Source organism: Pinibacter aurantiacus (assembly GCF_019130065.1).
Classification (GTDB): domain Bacteria; phylum Bacteroidota; class Bacteroidia; order Chitinophagales; family Chitinophagaceae; genus Pinibacter; species Pinibacter aurantiacus.
Window position 1 is genome coordinate 263261 of sequence record NZ_JAHSPG010000013.1, and the last position, 21759, is coordinate 285019.

Annotated in this window: 11 protein-coding genes; 1 reads left to right on the forward strand and 10 read right to left on the reverse strand. The window is 43.2% G+C overall.

Translation table 11 applies throughout. The annotated features are described in order from the left end of the window. Positions 1–2: 2 nt before the first annotated feature. The 8 genes from KTO63_RS16945 to KTO63_RS16980 all read right to left on the reverse strand — a co-directional run bounded on the left by KTO63_RS16945 (position 3) and on the right by KTO63_RS16980 (position 14697). Positions 3–1988, reverse strand: a complete 1986-nt coding sequence (locus tag KTO63_RS16945) for an alpha-L-arabinofuranosidase C-terminal domain-containing protein (RefSeq protein ID WP_217792574.1) — start codon at positions 1986–1988, stop codon at positions 3–5. Positions 1989–2176: 188 nt separating this feature from the next. Next, the gene (locus tag KTO63_RS16950; RefSeq protein WP_217792575.1) at positions 2177–4654 is read right to left on the reverse strand and encodes a glycoside hydrolase family 95 protein; all 2478 of its coding nucleotides are present in this window, start codon (positions 4652–4654) and stop codon (positions 2177–2179) included. A gap of 67 nt (positions 4655–4721) precedes the next feature. Next, complete coding sequence (locus KTO63_RS16955) at positions 4722–5759, reverse strand: glycoside hydrolase family 43 protein (protein WP_217792576.1); 1038 nt, start codon at positions 5757–5759, stop codon at positions 4722–4724. 2 nt (positions 5760–5761) lie between these two features. Beyond that, positions 5762–7249, reverse strand: coding sequence for an MFS transporter (locus KTO63_RS16960; protein WP_217792578.1), 1488 nt, complete (start codon positions 7247–7249; stop codon positions 5762–5764). 25 nt (positions 7250–7274) lie between these two features. Then, entirely contained in the window at positions 7275–8405 is a 1131-nt protein-coding gene (locus KTO63_RS16965; protein ID WP_217792579.1) for an endo-1,4-beta-xylanase, read from the reverse strand. Positions 8406–8781: 376 nt separating this feature from the next. Beyond that, positions 8782–10344 (reverse strand): glycoside hydrolase family 43 protein, encoded by a 1563-nt coding sequence (locus KTO63_RS16970; protein ID WP_217792580.1) that lies wholly within the window; start codon positions 10342–10344, stop codon positions 8782–8784. Between the two features lie 280 nt (positions 10345–10624). After that, positions 10625–12553, reverse strand: coding sequence for an alpha/beta hydrolase-fold protein (locus KTO63_RS16975; protein WP_217792581.1), 1929 nt, complete (start codon positions 12551–12553; stop codon positions 10625–10627). Between the two features lie 146 nt (positions 12554–12699). Next, the gene (locus KTO63_RS16980; RefSeq protein ID WP_217792582.1) at positions 12700–14697 is read right to left on the reverse strand and encodes a family 43 glycosylhydrolase; all 1998 of its coding nucleotides are present in this window, start codon (positions 14695–14697) and stop codon (positions 12700–12702) included. Between the two features lie 521 nt (positions 14698–15218). Here KTO63_RS16980 and KTO63_RS16985 point away from each other — a divergent pair. Then, a complete protein-coding gene (locus tag KTO63_RS16985) occupies positions 15219–19337 on the forward strand; it encodes a hybrid sensor histidine kinase/response regulator transcription factor (protein ID WP_217792584.1) in 4119 nt (1372 codons plus the stop codon). A gap of 81 nt (positions 19338–19418) precedes the next feature. Here the strand turns inward: KTO63_RS16985 and KTO63_RS16990 are convergent, their stop codons facing one another. Further along, positions 19419–20309 carry a sialate O-acetylesterase gene (locus KTO63_RS16990; protein ID WP_232373220.1) on the reverse strand — a complete coding sequence of 297 codons (891 nt, stop codon included), beginning with the start codon at positions 20307–20309 and terminating at the stop codon, positions 19419–19421. Positions 20310–20348: 39 nt separating this feature from the next. Further along, complete coding sequence (locus KTO63_RS16995; protein ID WP_217792585.1) at positions 20349–21746, reverse strand: glycoside hydrolase family 43 protein; 1398 nt, start codon at positions 21744–21746, stop codon at positions 20349–20351. Positions 21747–21759: the final 13 nt, after the last annotated feature.

Consider the following 21759-nt stretch of genomic DNA (forward strand, 5'->3'; position numbering starts at 1 on the left):
TACTATAATTTTCTTGTCTTAATTCTTACCACAGTCAGCGACATTGGAGGTGCATCGTAGTTGAATTTCTTACCGACTGTAACTGTAGATTCAACCGGCGATATTGCCTCTTGCTTTTCCAATGAATTTTCTGCATTTGCATTTCCCACAAGCACAATCTGCTGAGCATTTGATTGTATATTTTTAAATGCAGATAAATCTACGACGATCTTTTTTGTTTTGGATGAATCGTAATTTACCACCTTCACAATCACATCACCTGTTTTACTATCCTGCACACAGGATGCAGCAAGTGCAGAATCGCGATCATCCTTTACAACAACATTGCCCACATAAGTGTCGCCAGCATTAGCTGAGAACAATTTTTGAACATAGTAATTTGGCGTTAAGCATATCGAAGCGTTGTCGAAAAAAATCATATCAGTGCCCCATTGGGTAAATCCTTTCTTTGCAAGCATAGGCGCATATGACGCCATTCTTACCACATCCCCATTTCTTTCAAGTGCTGTCATGTATGCGGCTTCTGCAATGGCATTCCGCAACTTATTTCCCCATGACGCATATTCCCCGAGATAAACCTGTGTTGCATTTCGTTTATAACTGTCGTAACGGTGTTGATGTGTAATGAACCATTTCGGATCAGTGTAATAATGCTCGTCAACTACAGGTATTTTAATTTCATTGGCTATTGCCCAGCCTTTATCAAAATCTTCACCATCAGGAGATGGCCCCACGGTTCCAACAATGATAATCTCGGGATGTTTGGATTTCAGTGCGTCAAAGATCATTTTAAAACGCTCCGCAAACTCCGGTGTTATTTTGTCTTCATTTCCAATACCAATGTACTCTAAATGAAATGGTTCAGGATGGCCGGCTGCAGCTCGTTTCGCTCCCCACACAGACGTTGCTGGCCCGTTTGCCCATTCCACCAGGTTCAATACTTCCTGCACATAAGCCTGCATTTCTTCCATAGGAATTGCTTTTTGTCCCGTGCCGCCTATGCGCCATGTACCACCTGTATTCTGGCAACTAACACCCGCAGGCAACACCGGCAAAGGCTTTGCACCAATGTCTTCACAGAACTGAAAGTATTCAAAATATCCGAGGCCGGCTGTTTGATGATAGCCCCATATATTTCTTTGTTGCACTCTTTGCTCAACAGGACCTATCGTATTCTCCCAACGATACATGTTGTTAAGGCCATCGCCATGTGCAAGACAACCTCCCGGAAAGCGAATAAACTTTGGCTTCATATCTGCAAGCACTTGTGCCAAATCTGCCCTGAGTCCGTTGGGCCTGTTTTTAAACGTGTGTTCAGGAAAAAGAGAAACTTCATCAACCGCTAATTTTCCTTCTGTAGTAGCTAATACTATCAGGTTGGCAGTGTCATAACTTGCTGAAGGTTGCAAGGAGGCAGTTTGCTTTTGCCATTCTTTTGAATCAACAGTAAAACTGTCCGACGCAAGCAGTGCACCGCTTTTACTTTCAAGAATAACCTTCATCTTTATCGACTTGCCGGAAAGCAATTTTGCAAACATGGAAAATGAATACTTTTCTCCTGCTTTTATTACCATGCCGTCATATCCCGAATTTTTCATTCCGACACCTGAAAGGCCAGCGTATTTTGCTTCGTGTCCCACATGCTCAACATTCAAAACAACATAGTGAGGATTGTTGCGATGCACCGGTTCATTCGTTTCAACACTTAGTTGTCCATAAGAAAATCCTAGACATGCATACTCCCAGTATGAAAGCGGGTTCCAGCCTGATCGTTCAGTAGGGCCATATTCAAACGAACGGTTTTGAACAAGCTCTGCATACAAACCGCCGTCAGCAGCATAATTAATATCCTCGAAAAATAATCCGAAAAGATCCGGACTAATTTTCTTGCTATTCTTTGCAGTCTGTGCTTTTATATTATTAGAAACGAAACAGCAAATGATGGCTGTGCTTAAAAACAACTTACGTGAAATGACATTAATAATCATTTGGCAATGCTTGATTTATTTCGTGGCAAAGTAATTATTTATTGTCAAATTGACACCTATAATTTTAAGAAGTCAAATGATAAAGAAACTCCGTAACGCACCAACATATACCGTCCAGTCGAACTGCTCGTTTTTATGTGCTTCTTTGTTAGTATGAAAAAAACTAAATACTAAATCGCCTCTGATATTTAGTTTGCAACAAACTCGTATGTTCTTCCGGGCTGTGTGGAAATGTCATAAAGAAAGGTTTCCTTCAATGCAGGAAGTTTAACAGTTGCTTCCGATGAAATAACAGGTGACATAATTTTTTGTGTTTGATAAAAAACATTAGCGTTGTCTCCAACCGCTGTCTTTAACGCTTGTCCATTGTTTAGCTGCATTGTCACCGGAACTCTTACACGAAGGTTACCTCCTATTGTTGATTTGATCGTGACTTTTATTAGCTTGCCTTCTTTCCATTCCATGCGCACAATTTCGAAACCACCTCTCGCACGAAGTCCGGTAATACTTCCGTTTGGCCATGCGTCTGGTAATGCAGGCAATAAATGAATCGCTCCATCTGCGCTTTGCATCAGCATTTCCGTAATGCCGGATGTACAACCAAAGTTGCCATCAATTTGAAAAGGAGGATGTGCATCGAATAGATTGTTGTACGTGCCACCACCACCTTCATTGGTACCAACAGGCGTCAATTGATTTTTTATGAGCTGGTACGCATGGTTGCCATCGAGCATGCGAGCCCACCAATTAACCTTCCAGCCCATGCTCCAGCCGGTAGAAATATCGCCGCGTTGAATGAGTGTATTCTTTGCTGCGCTATATAATTCAGGCGTTCGAAACGCAGATATTTGATTGGAAGGAAATAATCCATACAAATGTGAAATATGACGATGATTGTCTTTCGGATCATCAATGTCATCCAGCCATTCCTGCAACTGGCCATGCCTGCCTATGTGCATAGGCGGCAATCGCTTTCGCAACGCACGAAGCGTGTCGGCAAAGGCAACATCCTTGCCTAAAATTTCAGCTGCATTGATTGCGTTTGAAAACACATCAAAAACAATTTGGTTCGTCATGGTTACACCTGCGTCCAGCGAAGAACCTTCATGTGCAGCCGGCGCATTTTCGGGCGACATGTCGGGACAAACAACCAGCCAATGATATTTTGGATGTTCCACTAAAAAGTCTGCGTAAAACATAGCGGCTCCTTTTAGTACATCATAAACATCTGACAAGAATTTTTTATCGCCACTGTACTCATAGTGCTCCCACAAGTGCTGACTTGTCCAGCCACCACCGTTGTTCCATATGCCCCAGAAAGCACCATCTACCGCACCTGTAGCACGCCATATATCTGTGTTATGATGAGCCATCCATCCCCTTGCACCATACATGTCGTGAGCGGTTTGTTTTCCTGTTGCTGACATCTCTTTCACCATTTTCAGGAACGGTTCATGCAGTTCGGCAAGGTTTGTTTTTTCGGCTGGCCAATAGTTCATTTCTGCGTTTATGTTGATCGTGTACTTGCTATCCCAGGGAGGAAATAATTTATTGTTCCATATCCCCTGCAAGTTGGCCGGCTGCCCTCCAGGTTGCGAAGAAGAGATCAATAGGTAACGACCATATTGATAGTACAGCGTAACAAGTGCCGGATCATCGTTGTTGGCAAATGATTTCAAACGTTGGTCTGTCGGAAGCTTTGCTGCAGCTGTATTGCCAAGGTCAAGTTTAACCCTGTTAAAATATCGCTGGTAAGCTGCAACGTGCTCCTTATAAATTTGTGCAAATGTTTTGTTTTTTGCTTTATTAAGAAAACCTGCTGCTCTTTCAATTTCGTTTCCACTCAAATCGTTATAGCTATTAAAATTGGTAGCAATGGAAATATAGATCGTTGCTTCACTAGCATTTTTTACAGTGATTGAAGTATCCGTGAGTGCAATGGTGCCACCATTTGTTTTTATCTGTCCAAGTCCTCTGTATTTCACCATTCCCTTTATCCCTTCATGGTCGATGGTTGTTCCCGAAATACTTAGCTGCGTAGGATTCGTGGCTTTCACTACAGCGCCTGACATTGCTGCCACATAGTTTGCCGTAAAAGAAAGACTACCCGCCTTACTCGCTGTAAGATGAATTACAATTACCCTATCCGGCAATGATGCAATTGCTTGTCTTGTGTACACAACATCGCCAACTTTATAAGTAGTGGTTGCAATTGCCTTTTCGATATCAAGCTCGCGGCTGTAGTCTGAATAATGATCATGGCCGTCAAAATGTAATTGCAAATTTGCAACGGGCTCAAACATCTGCCCTTGCGATTTTTTGCTCACAATCACCTTGTTCGCGAGTTGCTCTGCTTGTTTCTGTTTGCCTTCAAATATTAAGCGTCGCATTTCCTCTAATGAATCAAGACACAGAGGGTTGTCATTGCGATTTGGGCCACCGCTCCAAACAGTATGTTCATTGAGTTGGATAATGTCGGTAGTAACATTTCCGTATACCATTGCTCCCAGCCTGCCGTTCCCTATGGGCAAAGCATTCTCCCATATCTCACCGGATGGATGATCGTACCAAAGTCTTAGCCTGTCACTATTTTGGGCACTGGCATTGCCAAGCTGAACCGTCAAAATACCAATTAGAATAACTTTGAAAACAGTTGCAAACTTCATCGTTAGTTTTAGGTTTACTATCGTTTATTGCCTGATAAAAAACACTACCAATTCAAACTAGTACTATCTACTGTACATAAGGATCCAATGTTTGGATCGTTCCGTCTGTGTTGTGTTGCAGCTTTGCCACTTTTACACTTCTAAGATGAGTAACACCTTTTGAAAGAGAAGAGTCATGGTAGAATAAATACCATTCCCCGTTATATTCAGTGATCGAATGGTGCGTGGTCCATCCTACTACCGGGTTCAATACAACGCCTTTATAAGTGAATGGACCATAAGGATTATCCCCTATCGCATAACATATAAAATGCGTATCGCCAGTTGAATAAGAAAAATAGTATCTGCCATTGTATTTGTGCATCCATGATGCTTCAAAAAATCTTCTGTTGTTATCGCCCTGCAACAGCGCTTTGCCGTTTTCATCAACGATCATTACATCTTTTGGTGTTTCTGCAAATTCAAGAAGATCATCTGTAAGCTTTGCAACTTTAGCGCAAAGAGCAGGCTCGTTATCTAAAGGCAGATGTGCAAACGGGCTTTCCGGCTGCGATGCTTCGAATGTTCCCTTTCTCCAGCGCTGTAATTGCCCGCCCCAAATACCTCCGAAATACATGTAATAGCTACCATCTCCATCTTTAAAAACAGCAGGATCAATGGAAAAACTGTCGGCAATAGGATTTACTTGCGGCACGAATGGTCCCGCAGGAGACTCACTAACGGCAACGCCTATCCTAAACACTTCCTGTTTATCTTTTGCAGGAAAAAAGAGATAATACTTTCCATTCTTTTCGTTGGCATCCGGAGCCCACATTTGTTTGCTCGCCCATGGCACATCTGTTACATGCAGAGCCACACCATGATCCGTTGCTTTTCCATCAGGCGTTTCCATTGATAGCACATGGTAATCTTCCATGGCAAAGTGGCTGCCCAAATCATCAAACGCATCACCGGCGTCAATGTCATGCGACGGATAGATGTATATTTTTCCATTGAACACATGTGCAGAAGGATCAGCCGTATAAATGTGTTCTACAACCGGTGCTGAAATCGCTTTCTGTTTCAATGCTTCAAAATCGATGTGTGCTATACTATCTTCTGGCATAATTATGCGTTTTGAGTTTGTGGAATGTTGCTTCTTCTTTGTTTGAGCGCAGTTTCAATTTCCAGTTCCATTTTTTTATTCAACCGGTAACCGGAAAGCAATAAGGCGGCTGCAATAAAGATCAAACCCGGAATAACGCTTACCAGCAATTTGATACCGCTTGTAGCAGCTGTGGTTTGTACGGCAGCATCTGCATTGTATCCAAAAACACTTAACAGCCATGCAGACAAAGCCCCACCTACGCTGAGCCCTACTTTTAATCCGAAGATCATTGCAGAAAAGATAATGGCTGTGGCCCTGCGATTGTTTTTCCATTCGCTGTAGTCTGCTACGTCGGCAATCATTGCCCATAGCAACGGTATCGTTATTCCATAAATAAAACCATGTAATATTTGTGTCACAAAAACAGCCATTACGGCTGTTTCATTGTAAAAGTAAATGGCAATGAGGCAAAGTGCAGACAAAGCAAGAAAAATGGCGAAGACATTTCGTTTACCAAACCTGTCCGCTAGTGGCTTTGAAAACGAAATACCTACTATCATGGCAATCGTGCTGAAGGCACTGGTAAAGCTGGACGCAGCGTATGGTGCGCTTCCCGGCTTTTGGAATTCCTCAAATGCAGCAGGGTTAAAAATCTTACTAAGGCCGCTAATGATTTTATTAAAGCCAACCTTGTTTAAGAAATCTAGCTGGCTCTGCTCTGCCAGGTAGTATTTGAAGTAAAATATGTTCATGCCGCCTTTAATCGCCAGTGTAATAAACACTAAAATAGTTACCGCAAGCATAATCAACCAAGGCTTGTTTTTAACAAGGTCCTGCAAGTCTTGCTTAACCGGTGTTTTCTCTTCCTGCGGTGGATGTATTCTTTCTTTGGTGGTAAAGAATGTGATGATAAAGCATATAACTCCGGTGATGGCAAAAACCAGCATTACTTTTTCAAATCCTTTTGCCTTATCTCCATGTCCAAATGATAGAGCCAATGGCAACAATAAAACCTGTATAATGAATTGCGCCACCATCACCGCAACAAAGCGATACGATGACAATGAATTACGCTCTTTCATATCGCCCGTTAGTACTCCGCTGAGTGCAGAGTATGGCAGGTTGTTCGCAGAATATACAACAACCAGTAAGAGGTAAGTAATGAAAGCGTACGCCACTTTTCCACCTTCCGAAAAATCAGGAGTTGAAAATGCAGCGAGCGATATCATACCAAACGGGATTGCCGTCCATAGCACCCATGGACGAAATTTTCCCCACTTTGTTTGTGTACGGTCAGCAATGGCACCCATTACTAAATTAAAGCAGGCACCAATGATGCCACCAATAAGCATGACCAGGCTTGCTTTGGCAGGTGGAATTTTATAGATATCTGTGTAAAAGAAAGCAAGGAAAGCCATCAGTGTTTGAAAGATCAGGTTGGCCGCTAGGTCTCCTAAGCTGTATCCTATTTTCTCAAGGACAGACAATCGTTGGGATGAATTTTTCATTTGGGGTTAAATTGAGTACTAAATATCAGCTTTTTGTTTTGGATTCTATCACTTTGTAATAGGCAAGTTTTGGTGCAAATTGTCTGTCAAACAATAATGGATAGTTCGTACGTCCGCGAACGGGCCAATCATTCAGCCAGGACTGACCATCATTAACCCCCCAAAAAGTTACGCGACCAATTTTGTCTTTGTGTTTTAAAAACAGTTTGAACAATTGCTCATAGTCGCTGGCCAATTGTTGTTGAATCGAGTCGGGAAGCCCAGCCACAAAAGGGTTATACTGCGCGTTATATGCAGCAGTCTGGCTGACGTCTGCGGTATTGCCGTTTAATGGGTTAGGTAATACACTCAGGTCAAGTTCTGTAAACATTACTTTGATACCAAGCGCACCAAATGCTTCAATACTTTTTTCGATCTCATCAAAAGGCACGTGTCCGGCTCGCCAATGTCCCTGGATACCAATGCCATCGATCCGCACGCCAGCTTCCTGTATTTTTTGCACCACAGCAACGGCTCCTGCCCTTTTCCTTGGTTGCTCAATGTTGTAGTCGTTATAATAGAGTTGCGTATTGGGCGCTGCTTGTTGTGCGAGACGAAACGCTTCGACGATGTAGTTATCTCCGAGCTTTTGCAAAAAGATAGATTTGCGAAGTGTACCATCTTCATTCAACGCTTCATTAACAACATCCCATGAATACACTTTGCCATCATAGTGTGAAGCCAATGTATTAATGTGCTCCGTAAAAAACTGGCGCACAGAATCGGCGCTTTGCAATCTGCGCACATAAGCAGGCAACTGGCTGTGCCAGATAAGTGTGTGGGCATTCACACGAATGTTGTTAGCTGCGGCATAAGCAACCAGCTTATCTGCAAGATCGAAATTATACGTTCCCCACTGCGGATGTATTTCCTCTGCCTTCATAATATTTTCCGGCGTTGCTGCATCAAACTGTTGCGGAATCAACGCGGCAGCTTTGGGATCTTTCTGTTCGATCTGCCGGGTATTCAACGCAGTGCCGATAAGAAAATCATCTTTAAAGGTGCCTCGCAGCGTCATTTTTTCCGCAGCTTTGTTCACTTGTTTGCTACCGGAGCAGTTGCATAAAATTGTTGCACTAACAAACAGTAAGCTTATACGTATTGATTGATTGATCATATAGAAAATGTTGGTTAAATATTGAAAGAAGGAACGCCCGCCTGAATGACTTTAGTCGGGCAGGCTGATTTTCATGATAGTCATGATTTGTGATGATTTTCTATTTGAGATTTAAGATTCAATGTCGCTAGTTAATTTGTTTGAAAAACTAAAAGAATGTTGCTTGTCATCCCGACGAAGGAAGGATCCGGGTTTTACACCAGTGTGCCATTTAAGCAATCACCCAGATCCCTCCTTCGTCGGGATGACAAACAGTTTTCGCTACTGGTCTTGAGCATCAATAAAATTAAAAGTTGCGTAGCTAAAAGACATTGAATCAAACCTCAAATCATTTTTAATCATGACAATCTTGACGATCTTGACAATCTGTGTTCTGTTAGTTCGAAATTTTATCGCTGATATGGAAATAGTCAAAGTCAGCGTAACCGCCTGCATCCTTTGTTGAATAGTTGAACAATCCAAAACGGTAGCCCATAAAGTGCGCAAGCGAATACTCCATTTTTAGCGTGGTGCCAATCGGTAGCCACATTTTACCATCAAGACTATAATAAAAACGTGCTGTGTCCACTTTGTTTCTAAAGTCGCATTCAGCTTTTAGATACAATAGTCTTTGCGTTAATGGAAATGACTGGATTTCTTCAGTCTTGCCGCTTTGGGAATCGATCATCACGATTGCTTTACCATTAGCAGATGCTTTTACGCCAACCAATCCAAATTTGTGTTGCAATAAACAAAGACCTGCAACATCACCATCCTTCATGCCTGCAACATCCAGTGCAACAGCACCACTACAAACAGGCCCAATGGTGCGTTGTGTAAGCATATTCTTAACGAGGTAAAAAGAGGTATCTACTCTGCTTGTTGTAATTCGCAAAAATCCTTTTCGTTGTGTTAATGACCAATGACCACTATCAGGATTGTGGTTCCATTGCCATACCAAAGGCAATAAAGGCGCTCCTTTCTTTCGTGTAAATTCATCTGATGCAACAATGCCGGGTATCAATCCTTTGCTTGCCGGTAAGTCAAGCGTTTCCGGCACTTTACCATTCGTTCCCAAAACCGGCCAGCCATCTTCCCATTTAACGGGCACGAGATATGGAATGCGACCCACCGCGCCATAATCGCGGAACAAATAGGAATACCAATCACCATTTGGCATGTCTATCAATCCGCCCTGTGCCACACCTAAATCCTGCAATGCTATCTTGCCTTCATAAGGCCCTGTGATCTTATCTGCACGGTGCACTACAACTGTACGCATACCACCTCTTGGCCAGGTAATGTTGAAGAGATAATATTTGCCTTTCACCTTTAGCAACTGCGAGCCTTCTGCGCCAAGACCAATATTATTTCCTGCTGGAGCGCTTGCATTTTCAATCAGCACCTGATCGCTGCCTCCGGGTTTTACGCCGCTTACATCTTCTTTCAATTCGGTAATTCTGAGTTTGCCATTTCCCCAAACCATGTACACTTTGCCATCATCATCAAAGAAAAGTGAATGATCATGAAATGCCGGCTGAAATGTAACTCGCGTCCAGGGTCCTTTTTCTATATTTTTTGTTGAGTAGATATAAGTCTTGCCGGTTGTTTGGGCAAACGTGCTAACGTAGTATGTACCATTGTGAAAACGAATGCTGCTTGCCCACGAACCTTTGCCATAGTTGCTTTTGCCGTGGTCGAGATTCATTGCATCAACGTTGGCTAAAGTGTCGTAGGCATAACTTACAATCTCCCAGTTCACAAGATCCTTGCTACGCATGATGGGTACGCCGGGGCTCATGTGCATGGTTGTGCTGCTCATGTAATAAGTATCACCTACACGCATCATTGACATGTCGGGCACGTCTGCAAAAATCACGGGGTTGTGTGCTTTGTTTTCCTGGGCATTTAGATCAAAGAGAGCAAGCATTGCGCCAACTATTAAAAACAATTTCATCATCTGGTTGATATTATATGTCGTTCACTTAGGCGATGTCACTATTTGCCATGTTAATGTCCTACGCCCGCCCGTGCCGGATCGGACGGGGACAAAAAGATACTCTCTGCAATATTTTTCTACTGACATTAATGCCCTACGGGCAATAGAACTTTTCCCGTAGGGAAAAAATATCAATAGAAATCGCCGAAACCTAAACATTATTGCCCGTAGGGCATTAACAGTGGCGAGGTATTCCTAACTAAACGACATCATGGTTAATATTAATAAATGCATTTAAGTTTTATCTGAATAACAAAGGCGCAAAATTGTACAGGTTGTTTCGCCATACCGGCCATGTGTGACCGCCGGGGTATTCAGCGTACGTATGTTTTATACCGAGTTCGTCAAACTTCTGCAACATCACCTGGCAATTTTTATAGGCGATATCTTCCTGTCCACCCATGGCTATCCAGAAAGCTTTTAAGTTGCCGTTGATTTGTGCCGCGTTATTTTTCATAAAGACATATTGTGAATCTGCTATGGTGCTAAGAAGCGGGCGAAACCACCCGGAGCTAAATACGCCGAGGTAAGAAAACATATCAGTATTATTAACACCTGTGTACAAGGTATGAATGCCTCCCATGGAAAGGCCGGCGAGTGCTCTGCCTGCAGCGTTTGTTTCGGTGTGATAATTTTTTTCAACGAAGGGAACAACAACCTGCTTCATCTCTCTTTCAAACATTTTCAAATTGTTCTCGCCAAAACTTGAAAGTCCAGCGGCGCCAATGTTTGCGTCGGGCATTACTACCAGCATGGGCTTTGCTTTTCCATCAGCGATAAGGTTATCCAAAATAATATCGGTCCTGCCCTGTGTGGCCCATCCTCTTTCATCTTCTCCACCGCCGTGCAATATGTAAAGCACAGGATATTTTTGATTTGTATTGGCGTCATATCCCGGTGGTGTGTAGATGTATAGTTGTCGCCACGAGTTGGTAACGCCGGAGTAATAATTTTTAATTCTTATGTCGCCATGCGGCACGTCTTTTAACGTGTAATAGCCGCTTCCGCTAAAAGGAATTTCTATGCCGCTGGCCATGCGACCCATGCCATAAAAAGTTTCACTCGCCGGATCAGCAATGGCAACGCCGTCGATCAACAAAGAGTAATAGTGAAAGCCTTCACTTACAGAATCGGTGGTTGCTATCCAGTAGCCGCCGGTATCTTTTGCCAAATCATATTTTTTAACAAGATCCACTTGTACTTTTTGTGCCTCCGGTGCTTTTATGCGAAAGACAACTCTATTATCGGGTAATATCTGCGGATATTTTGCAGAACGTACATTCGTTGATGCAGGCATTCCAACGATGCTGTATTGAGAAAACTTTGACACATCTACCGGCTTAAACAACAACTGTGAAAACATGTAGAGATCATTTTTCCAAACCTTAAAATCATGTACGCCGGGTTCAATGTAAAAGATATGAGGAACATTGTGTTGTACAAGGTATTGATGAGTGCGTTCGCTAAAACCTATCAGGCCATCGTTGTCGCCACAGGATATCCATAGGAGTTTCAATTTATTGATGGCATCTGTTGGATTGGGCAGCAATTCTTCAGGACGCTTTGTATTGGGTGCGGATGAGAATCCTCCTACCCATGCGAATTTGTCAAGGTTGCCAAGTCCAAAATTAAGCGATTGACCGCCGCCCATTGACAGGCCCGCTATGGCGCGATGCTCTCTGTCGGTATAAACAGGAAATTTCTTTTCTACAAAAGGAATAAGATCATTGAGCAGGTCTTTTTCAAAATTGGCAAACGCCTGTACTTTATCTGCGGCCATGATATTGCCCGTGGCGCGATCGTCTTTCATGGCACGCCCGTTGGGAAGCACAACGATCATTGGTTGTAATTTACCCTGGCTATATAAGTTATCAAAAATAACTTGTGGTTTGCCGTTCGTATACCATTCCTTTTCATCGCCGCCGATGCCATGCAGGAGATACAACACGGGGTACTTGCTTTTGCGGTTGTAACCGGGAGGAGTGTAAACCAGGGCTCTGCGACTGTTACTAACGGTTTTAGAATCGTAAACAATCGTATCTATTTTACCGTGAGGTATGTTTGCTAGAAGTGAATCAAAACCCTGTGGAGCATGTTTTTCAAAACCCTGGGCTTTTAGCTGGGTGACGATAATGAAGAGAGCAAACGTTAGAAAAAAAACCTTTTTCATATGCTTGATTTTCGGTTGTAAAATTTACAAATAATAACGCTGTTTCTATAAATATTTAAGCGAAGCCTCTTTGTTAGCATAGTTGAAAAGGGTGTAGAAACACCCCTTCTGCTTGCTTAGTAATCCGACGAAAAAATTTATTGGTGTCACTTTGACGGGAAACTGATCGAACGTACAAACACATTCTCGCTGCTTCCGCGTGAAAAGCGAATGAACACATCGTGCTGACCGAATGACTTAGTTATATCAATGCCTAACTTTTTGAGCCTGCCCTGAGTAGCTGGAACAGCAAAAGTGGCAAGAGGTCTGCTGCTGCTTAAACTGTCAAGGAACACTTCAAGAACAGCGTTTGCGTTGGCAGAAAGTTCTATTTCCATTTTGCGCGAAGGCATCGTTTCCGTTCCCAGGTCAATACCTGAGAACATCATCCAGCCGCCGTTTTCGCTGTTATTGGTAACCATTTTGCCGTTGGCCGTTTCTACCGTTTCTACTCCGTAAAAATTGTTATAACCGATAGCGGGTATTGCAGAGCGCCCGTCTTTACAAATGAAAAAATCGAAGTCGGCAGGCTTGCCCTGCACAAACATCCCTACGCTTGTGCCCACCCATGAGTTAAAATTTGGCTGCGCACGATCCAGTTTGCGGCTGTTAATGGTTCCAACTGTAGCCCAGTCTTTTCCATTACGGCTATACGATGCCGTTAGTTCATGCTCATTTCTTTCCAGCCTGAGCCAAACCTCTTTACCTGCTTTGTTTGCGATTGCATACGTGGCGCTGTCGTGATGGAAGATTATTTTCTTTCCGTCCTTGTAACCGGTATAGAATTCAACAAATACTTTTTGATTGCCGTTGGTCAGGTAAATGCCGGCTTTGTTGCTGGTGTCAGCGGCATCAAAATCAACTTTTGTAACCACGGTGTAGTAATGATCGGTTTCTTTCTGTACGAGATGCGTTTTTTCATTTCCCGGGGTAAGGCGTATCCATCCCTTGCGGGCAGCTAATGAATAACTAACGGCGGATGACCTGTCAAGGAAATGCCAGCTTGGGTCGAGCGCCATTTCCCCGTCAAACTGGTCACTGTACATACTCCTCCATGCAATGCCGGCTTGCGGCAAATCAGGTTTTGTAACAGGTGTACTCACAGGAGGGAGCCCCCATGGGCGATCGCCTTCCCAGATCACCTGGTAAAGTGATGTCTGCCTTCCCATTCCCGACCAGTCGTCATGGTCGGTTTTTTGATAACTCTGGCCAATGGTCCACCATGTGCCATCAGACAGTTGAACGGGAGCGGCAATATGATTGGGACTTCTGAAAGCATTCTTAGGATCAGGGCTTGGTTTGAAAAAATTGCCTAGCCTCTCCCATTTTGTAGAATCAGCGGTTAATGCAGAGGCACGCAAAACATATTGTCCGCCTGATACATCTCCAGCGGGGAAATAGTAATAATAGCCGTTCCGCTTACACATAACCGGACCTTCTGCCCAACTGTATTGGAGATTGGCGTTGATCCAGTCAAGGTTGATCACCGAGTCAGTTAGTTGTCCATCTCGACCCAGCGCCTGGATGCGATTCACTTTTTGCATGTTTTTAATGACCATGTAAGGCTTGCCATCGTCATCCACAAAAATGGAATTGTCATACCCTAGCGGGCCGGTAACAGGATTGGTTTTCACTTCTTGCGGTGCGGACCACGGGCCATAAGGCGAAGAGGCCTTTGAAAACCATTGTCCTCCTGAGGAAAAATAGATCCAGTACGAACCATAGAAATAGGTAATGGCGCCCTGCCACACACCAGCGGATGGTTTGTCGTTTACTATAGCGGAATGCGACGGGGGCAAAACGCGTCCAATGATTTTCCAGTGAACCAGGTCCTTGGAATGATATATGGGCAAATAAGGGTTAAAATGAAAGGATGAACCACAATGGTAAAAATCATCACCCACTTTTAAAAGTGTAGGGTCGGGATGATCGCCGGGAAGAACAGGGTTTACGTAGGTCATTTCCTGTGTATAGAAAGCTAAAGGGGCTACTTTGGAAACCGGGTCGACAGAACTAACTGTTTTTACCGGGGAACTTGTTTGAGCTTTTACTAAAAACAATGACAGGCAACCAATTGCAACAGAGACAAGACGTCGTTTCAACATGATATGGCAAGTGTTTTTTTGTGACGGTCCAAAGATAGAAATGCCGCTTTCCTGCAGGTCGCTCAATTGCTGAAAACAAGGATAGAAATGTTCAGCAGATGGAACATTTGTTGCCGTTTATGAAACAAATGTCCAGACTGCTAAAAGAGCATGGAGAAGACGCGGAACTGATGCACCGGGGAAGCTCACTTGCTAACAAAAGGATTTACAGTAAAATATAAGTGTCTGTTTGACAATTCAAAACGATTATTTGAATGTGAGTTCGCGATAATTGCCTGTAAAACAAGATCGTCTGGTTGCCAGGTGATCGATGACCATGCTATTTTTTCCTTTTAATTCGTACCTTGTAGGTGTAAATAAGTTGACCGAATGCTTACATTTTAGTGATCACTACAATACCGATTTTCGCGGGCATGCCGGATCAATAATGTTTAACGCTTGCTAATGTTATTATGACGCTCAGAACTAACTGCCACAAACTGCCGTTTCTCAAAAGGACACCCCTTATTTTAATTGTCTTTTTGACACTATTTAGTTTTTCAAACGCACAGGAACGTTACAATTTTACAGCCCTCAGCACGAGTGGCGGTTTGCATTCCAGTACTATAAATGCAATTATTAAGGATCAGTACGGCCTTATGTGGTTTGCCACAGATGACGGGCTTGCCAAATTTGACGGAACCAATTTTACCGTATACAGAAACAAAGACAATGATCCGAAAAGTTTGCAAGCCAATGAGATACCTTCCATTTATGAAGACAAAAGCGGGACCATCTGGGTGGGAACGAGCGGCGGCTCACTGAGTATGTATGACAGGAAGAACGACAACTTTTTATACTTTCCTACGAGTACAGGGCCGAATAGTTTGCGTAATAATGTTATTAAGACAATTACGAGCGATGCAAACGGAAAGATTTGGGTGGGCCATTATATGGGACTGGATATTATAGATCCGAAAACCAAACAGATCACTCCTTTCTATGGCGGTAATAATAAGCCTTTCAACATCTCTACCATATGCCTGCTCGAAGACAGCAGGTCCAGGATGTGGGTGGGAACAAGCGAAGGCTTATTTGTTTACGACAAACAAAATAAACAATTGGCAAAATTTGTCAATGAGCCTTCAAACCCGCGTAGTATTTGCGGCAATAACATGCGCTATATAATTGAGGATAAAAACGGCAACATGTGGATTGCGACTACTAACGGCTTGAGTATGACAGATGCAAATATGAACGGATTTACGACCTACAAACATAACCCATCAAACCCTAACACGATCAGTGGCAATGAAGTAAGTGCTCTTGCAGTGGATGACAGGAATAGGATCTGGGTTGGTTCTTCCGCAGGTCTCGATATTCTGAATCCCGCAACAGGAAAAGTGGAATGTATTTCATACGACAAAGGCAACGGACAAATCCTGCGGCTCAAGGATGTGAACTCTATACACATTGAAAAGGATGGTCTTTACTGGGTAGGGACCTATCGCAATGGTATTTTAAAATACGATAACAATCTCAACCTTTTCAACCTTGTACAAAATGATCCATTCAATAAAAACGGGTTGCCTGCTCCTATTGTAACCGCCTTTGCTGAAGGTGCAAATGGTAAAGTGTATGTAGGCACTGATATTGGAGGTGTTTCACTTTTTGATCCTGGCAATAATACGTTTCAACATATTGATCTACGGTCATCAATAAAAGGCTTTGACAAGGGGTTGCGTATCGTGTCTTTACTACTCACGAGAAGAAATGAATTACTGGTGGGCACTTATCTCGACGGCCTATTTGTTTACAATGCATCATCGGGTAAGTACAAGCAGCTCATCAAGGGTAATAACAGCGTACTTAACTCCAACGATATTTTTTCCCTGATGCAAGACAGCAAAGGAAGGATATGGATCGGCACTAATGGAGAAGGCGTCATCGTGTTGAACGAACAGTTTGAACTTCTTACCAGGTACAGTCGGGAACCCAATGGCGCAAAGGATATACAGTTACCGTTCAATCCTTATATCCGCGACGTACAAGAGGATCATTTAGGCAATTTTTGGATCGCCACGCATGGCGGCGGCATGGCAAAACTTGATCCGGCTACACAACAATTTACCGTGTACAATACTTACAATAGCCATTTACCGGGTGACAAAATATTTTCTGTGCTTGAGGACAGGCAGGGCAATATCTGGACGGGCAGTTACGGTGGAGGGCTTGGGCTACTGGATAAAAAAACAAATCAGTTTATTACATTCTCGGAACAAAGCGGACTTCTTAATAATAACATCTACAAAATCATACAGGATAAGCAGGGTCTTTTATGGCTGTCCACGAACGAAGGTATTTGCAGCTTTGATCCTGCAACCAGGAAGTTCAATCAATATACTTTTCACAATAGTGTGCAGCATAATAATTTTGTGCGCGGTTCCGGCATACTCGCTTCTAACGGCACGATTTACATGGGCGGTCTTGAGGGTTTCAATTATTTTGACCCCACGAGTCTTAAAAAGAATATTAACGCACCGGATGTTTTGTTTACAGATTTAAGAATTTCGAACAGATCTGTAACACCTTCATCGAAAGGCCCGATCAGAGAAAACATTTCCATTACCGACAGAATAGATCTTGATTTTAAACAAAACTTTGCGATCAGTTTTGTTGGCCTCAATTATACGGCGCCGGAGCAAAATCAATACGCTTACAGGCTTGAGGGGTTTGACAAAGAATGGAACTACACAGGCAACGTTAGCACTGCATCTTACACCAACCTCGATCCTGGTGAATATACACTGCATGTAAAAGCGAGTAACAATGATGGGATATGGAACAACAAAGGAAAGACGATCAGAATAATTGTGCATCCTCCTTTTTGGCGGACAGCTTATGCTTATGTTTTTTACACCCTGTGTGCATTTGGCATCCTGATGTTCATCCGTTATAAGGGCATACAAAAAGTAAAACGAAAATTTCTTGAGCAGCAGCAACAGATGGAGCGTGAACAGGAACACAGGGAAGCGGAAAGAATTCGCGAGCTGGACAGGCTAAAGATTAAGTTCATTACCAACCTGAGCCATGAATTCAGAACGCCTATTTCGCTGATACTCGGCCCCATTGACGCACTGCTGCGCAAAGAAAAAAATGAACATTCATTTGCCCAGCTTAAAATGATTAAGCAGAATGGCCGCCGGTTGCTGAACCTTGTGAACCAGTTGCTCGACTTCCGTAAAATGGAAGAGCAAGAATTGAAACTGCAGGCTTCTGACGGTGAGTTCATTTCATTTGTGCATGAAGTGACGGACTCTTTCCGTGACATGTCTGAAAGAAAAAAAATCAGCCTAAGTTTTGAAAGCAATGTCCACAAAGTATTTACGCGTTTTGATTACGATAAAATAGAACGCATACTTTTCAACCTTCTTTCCAATGCATTTAAGTTTACGTTGGAGGGCGGCAAAATTGTTGTTGCTATTGAAAAAATGCAACGACAAGAAGCTGGTGAAAAAACCTGGTTCAGTATAAAAGTGAAAGATTCGGGCATTGGTATTCCGGCAGACAAACAGGAGAAAATCTTTGAACGCTTTTTCCAGAATACGACATCTGCGGCTATTCTCAACAAGGGTACGGGAATAGGGCTATCTATTACCAGGGAGTTTGTTAAAATGCTTGGTGGCGAAATAGCAGTAGAAAGCGAAATGGGTAAGGGAAGCACATTTACTGTTACCATTCCTTTGACTGTTATATCCGATGATGCCATTGAGGGTAAACTGTTGCAATCAAAAGAGTTCGGCGATACAGAGATTGAAGACGATATTCAAACAGAGACCGTTGATACAAATAACAGTGTTGCAGAACAGCATTCAGATCTGCCTACCGTGCTTATTGTAGAAGACAATGATGATCTGCGATTCTATTTGAAGGACAACCTCAGGCTTCATTACAAAATACTGGAAGCATGCAATGGAAAAGAAGGCTGGCAGAAAGCACTGGCGCAACATCCCCAGCTGATCGTAAGTGACATAAGCATGCCTTACATGGATGGCATTGACATGTGTAAAAAAATAAAGGCTGACAAGCGCACGAACCACATCCCGGTTATTCTGCTTACTGCACTCACGGGTGAAGAAGAGCAATTAAAGGGACTTGAAACCGGCGCCAATGATTACATACTAAAGCCTTTCAATGTTGAAATGCTTAGTGCCAAGATCAGGAACCTGCTTACCTTAAACAACACGGTAAAAAACACCTACTCTAAACAAATAAAAGTACTCACGCCCGAACTGCAAATTGAGTCGGAAGACGAACGCCTGATGAATGAGGTGATGAAATATTTAGACGAAAATTTAACGGACACTCAGTTATCTGTGGAGGCGCTTAGCAAACACGTGGGTATGTCAAGAAGTTCCTTGTACAGCAAACTGCTCGAACTGACGGGCCAGAGCCCCGTTGAATACATTCGTTCGGTGAAACTCGACAGAGCCGCAGTGCTGCTGGAAAAAAGTGATATGAACATTGCCCAGATCGCGTACACTGTTGGTTTTGCTACGCCTAATTATTTCGCCAAATCGTTCAAGGCAAAGTTTAACATGCTGCCATCCGAGTATATCAATATTAAAAGGAATGGTAGTAAAAACAAGGTATCGGTTTAGCGGAAGAAAGTTGTTGGTTTTTAGTTGTTAGTTGTTAGGCTGAATGATCGAACACTTTGCCTAACAACTAACAACCAACAACTAATTACTGTGGTGGTTAGTGGCAATTGCTAACCCGGCTTTATAACCTAGCAACGCTAACATTTGCGCCGCATATCTTGCACCCAACTCCCTGTAGCCGGCCGCATCAAAATGCAATCCATCTTTGATGGCGGTGCAACCTTCAGATGAAATAATATGAGCGTTGGAAATAGTTTGCGGGAGCTTGTTGATGATTGTATTCATGCTCGCGCATTTACCACCCTGTGCCGCGCTTACCAGTTCTCCTGCCAAAAGGGGCACTGAATCTTTGTTGAGATGTAAGTCAGCAATGAGGTTATCGTACACATGCTTTACTTTGTTGGTCCATGTTGTATCTCCTGTATTCGATTCGCCCTGGTGCAGCAGTATTCCTTTTATCACGCCATCTTTTTGCGCCTGTCTTGCTATTTCCACCATTCGTTCATAAGGACTTCCATCGTATTCTTTGATCATGCCGAGCATCCACGAAGGGGCTGTTGTAACATAATCCCTGCAGAGATCTTTGTCAAACAATTCTATTTTGCAGCCGCCAACAGCAACATTGATCACTCCTACCCTGATATTCGCAGGAAGATTTTTCACCATTGTTTTTCCAAAGTAATCCGATGGAGTTAAACCTGTTGAACATCTGCAAAGTGGCGGAACCGCAGTGTACCATTGTCCCTTGGTTCTTCCAAGTCCTGCGCAGTCAACTGCTTCCATTACCTGGAAGCGATTATCTCCAATTGTATCCTGAGGTTCAAACTTTGCATTGCCTTCCATATTGGATTGTCCGAAGCAAAGAAATATGTAAAAGTTTTTGTCCTGGGAACGTGCAACAACGTTTAACATGCTAATCACGGCAACCACCAGCAAACGCCTGGTATTAACCATATCTATGTTTAATTTCATGTTGATGTTTCATTTGTTTTTAGTAAAAAGAATTATTGATTATTTTTTAAACATCCAATAATCAAAATTGAATAGTTCGCGGCCAGCAGTAATGTTTTGTCCTTTAAACACAAAATACAGATCATGCATTCCGGTAACAGGTATCGCCAATGTTTCGGTGAATGTTTTCCACGATTGCCAGCCACCTGTTCTGGGAACCTTTATCTCTGCCAGCTTTGTGCCTGCGAGGCTGTCAACATGCACTTCCAGAATTCCTCCGTCAAGACCTGCTGCAATGGTTGCAGAAAACTCTTTAGGAGACGACGTTCCAAAATCTACTGAACGTACTTTGATATAACTGCCAGTGCGAATGCCGGTGACAAAAACACCGTTTTCATTTTGGCTCGTTTTACATTTTTCTGCCCATGCAATGGTCTCTGCTTCCACACGCTTGTAAGGATCAAGCTTGCCCACGGGCTGCACGCCCTCCTTTGTCATCTTAATCGACGGTATGGTTCCGTCCGCATTATATTTAAATGTTTCAATGGCCGTTGCGCGTCCATAACTGCCACCGTTAGGCAATAATCCTGTGTGATAGAACAAATAAGAATTGCCTTTAAAATCTATAATGCCGCCGTGATTGGTAAAACTGTTGGTAGGTTGGTCAGTCATGATCTTGCCCTGGTATTTCCATGGTCCGGTTGGCGCATCCCTCATAGCGTAGGACAAACATTCTGTGCGGTTTGTTATCCCTGCGTACATCTGGTAATACTTACCGGAACGTTTATAGAACCAAGGTCCCTCAACGTACAGATCTTTGACTGGTTCCACTCCAGCTTCTGCATCGCCGGTGCTTCGCTGTTTGCGCACTCCTCCGAATGATTCAGCCGTTTGGGGAATTTGCACAATATCACCTGTGTAAGACAACATGTCCTTATTCAATTTCACATAGTAAAGGTTGGGATTGCCCCAATATAAGTAAGCCTGTCCGTCATCATCGATAAAAACAGTGGGATCGATATTTGCCCAACTGCCGGTTGATATCAGCGGCTTGCCCAGCGCATCTTTGAAAGGTCCTGTGGGATGATCAGCAACAGCCACTCCAATGGCCACATTATTGTCTACTGTTTGCGCACAAATGTACCAGTAGAATTTTCCGTTGCGCTCTATGCACTGCGAGGCCCATGCACGATCTCTTGCCCATGAAAATGATTCGAGTGAAATGGGCGAGCCGTGATCGGTCCAGTTCACCATATCCTCCGACGATGCCACTCTCCATTTGATCATGTAATAAAAATCATAACCGGGAATATCATCTCCAGTGTAAACATACACCCTGCCGTTATAAACCATTGGAGCAGGGTCCGGAGAGAAGTGTGTTTGAATGATGGGATTTTGCGCTTTTGCACCACCCAATAAACAACCTGTTATCAGCAAGCAAAAAACAGCATATTTCATAAATGTGATTATT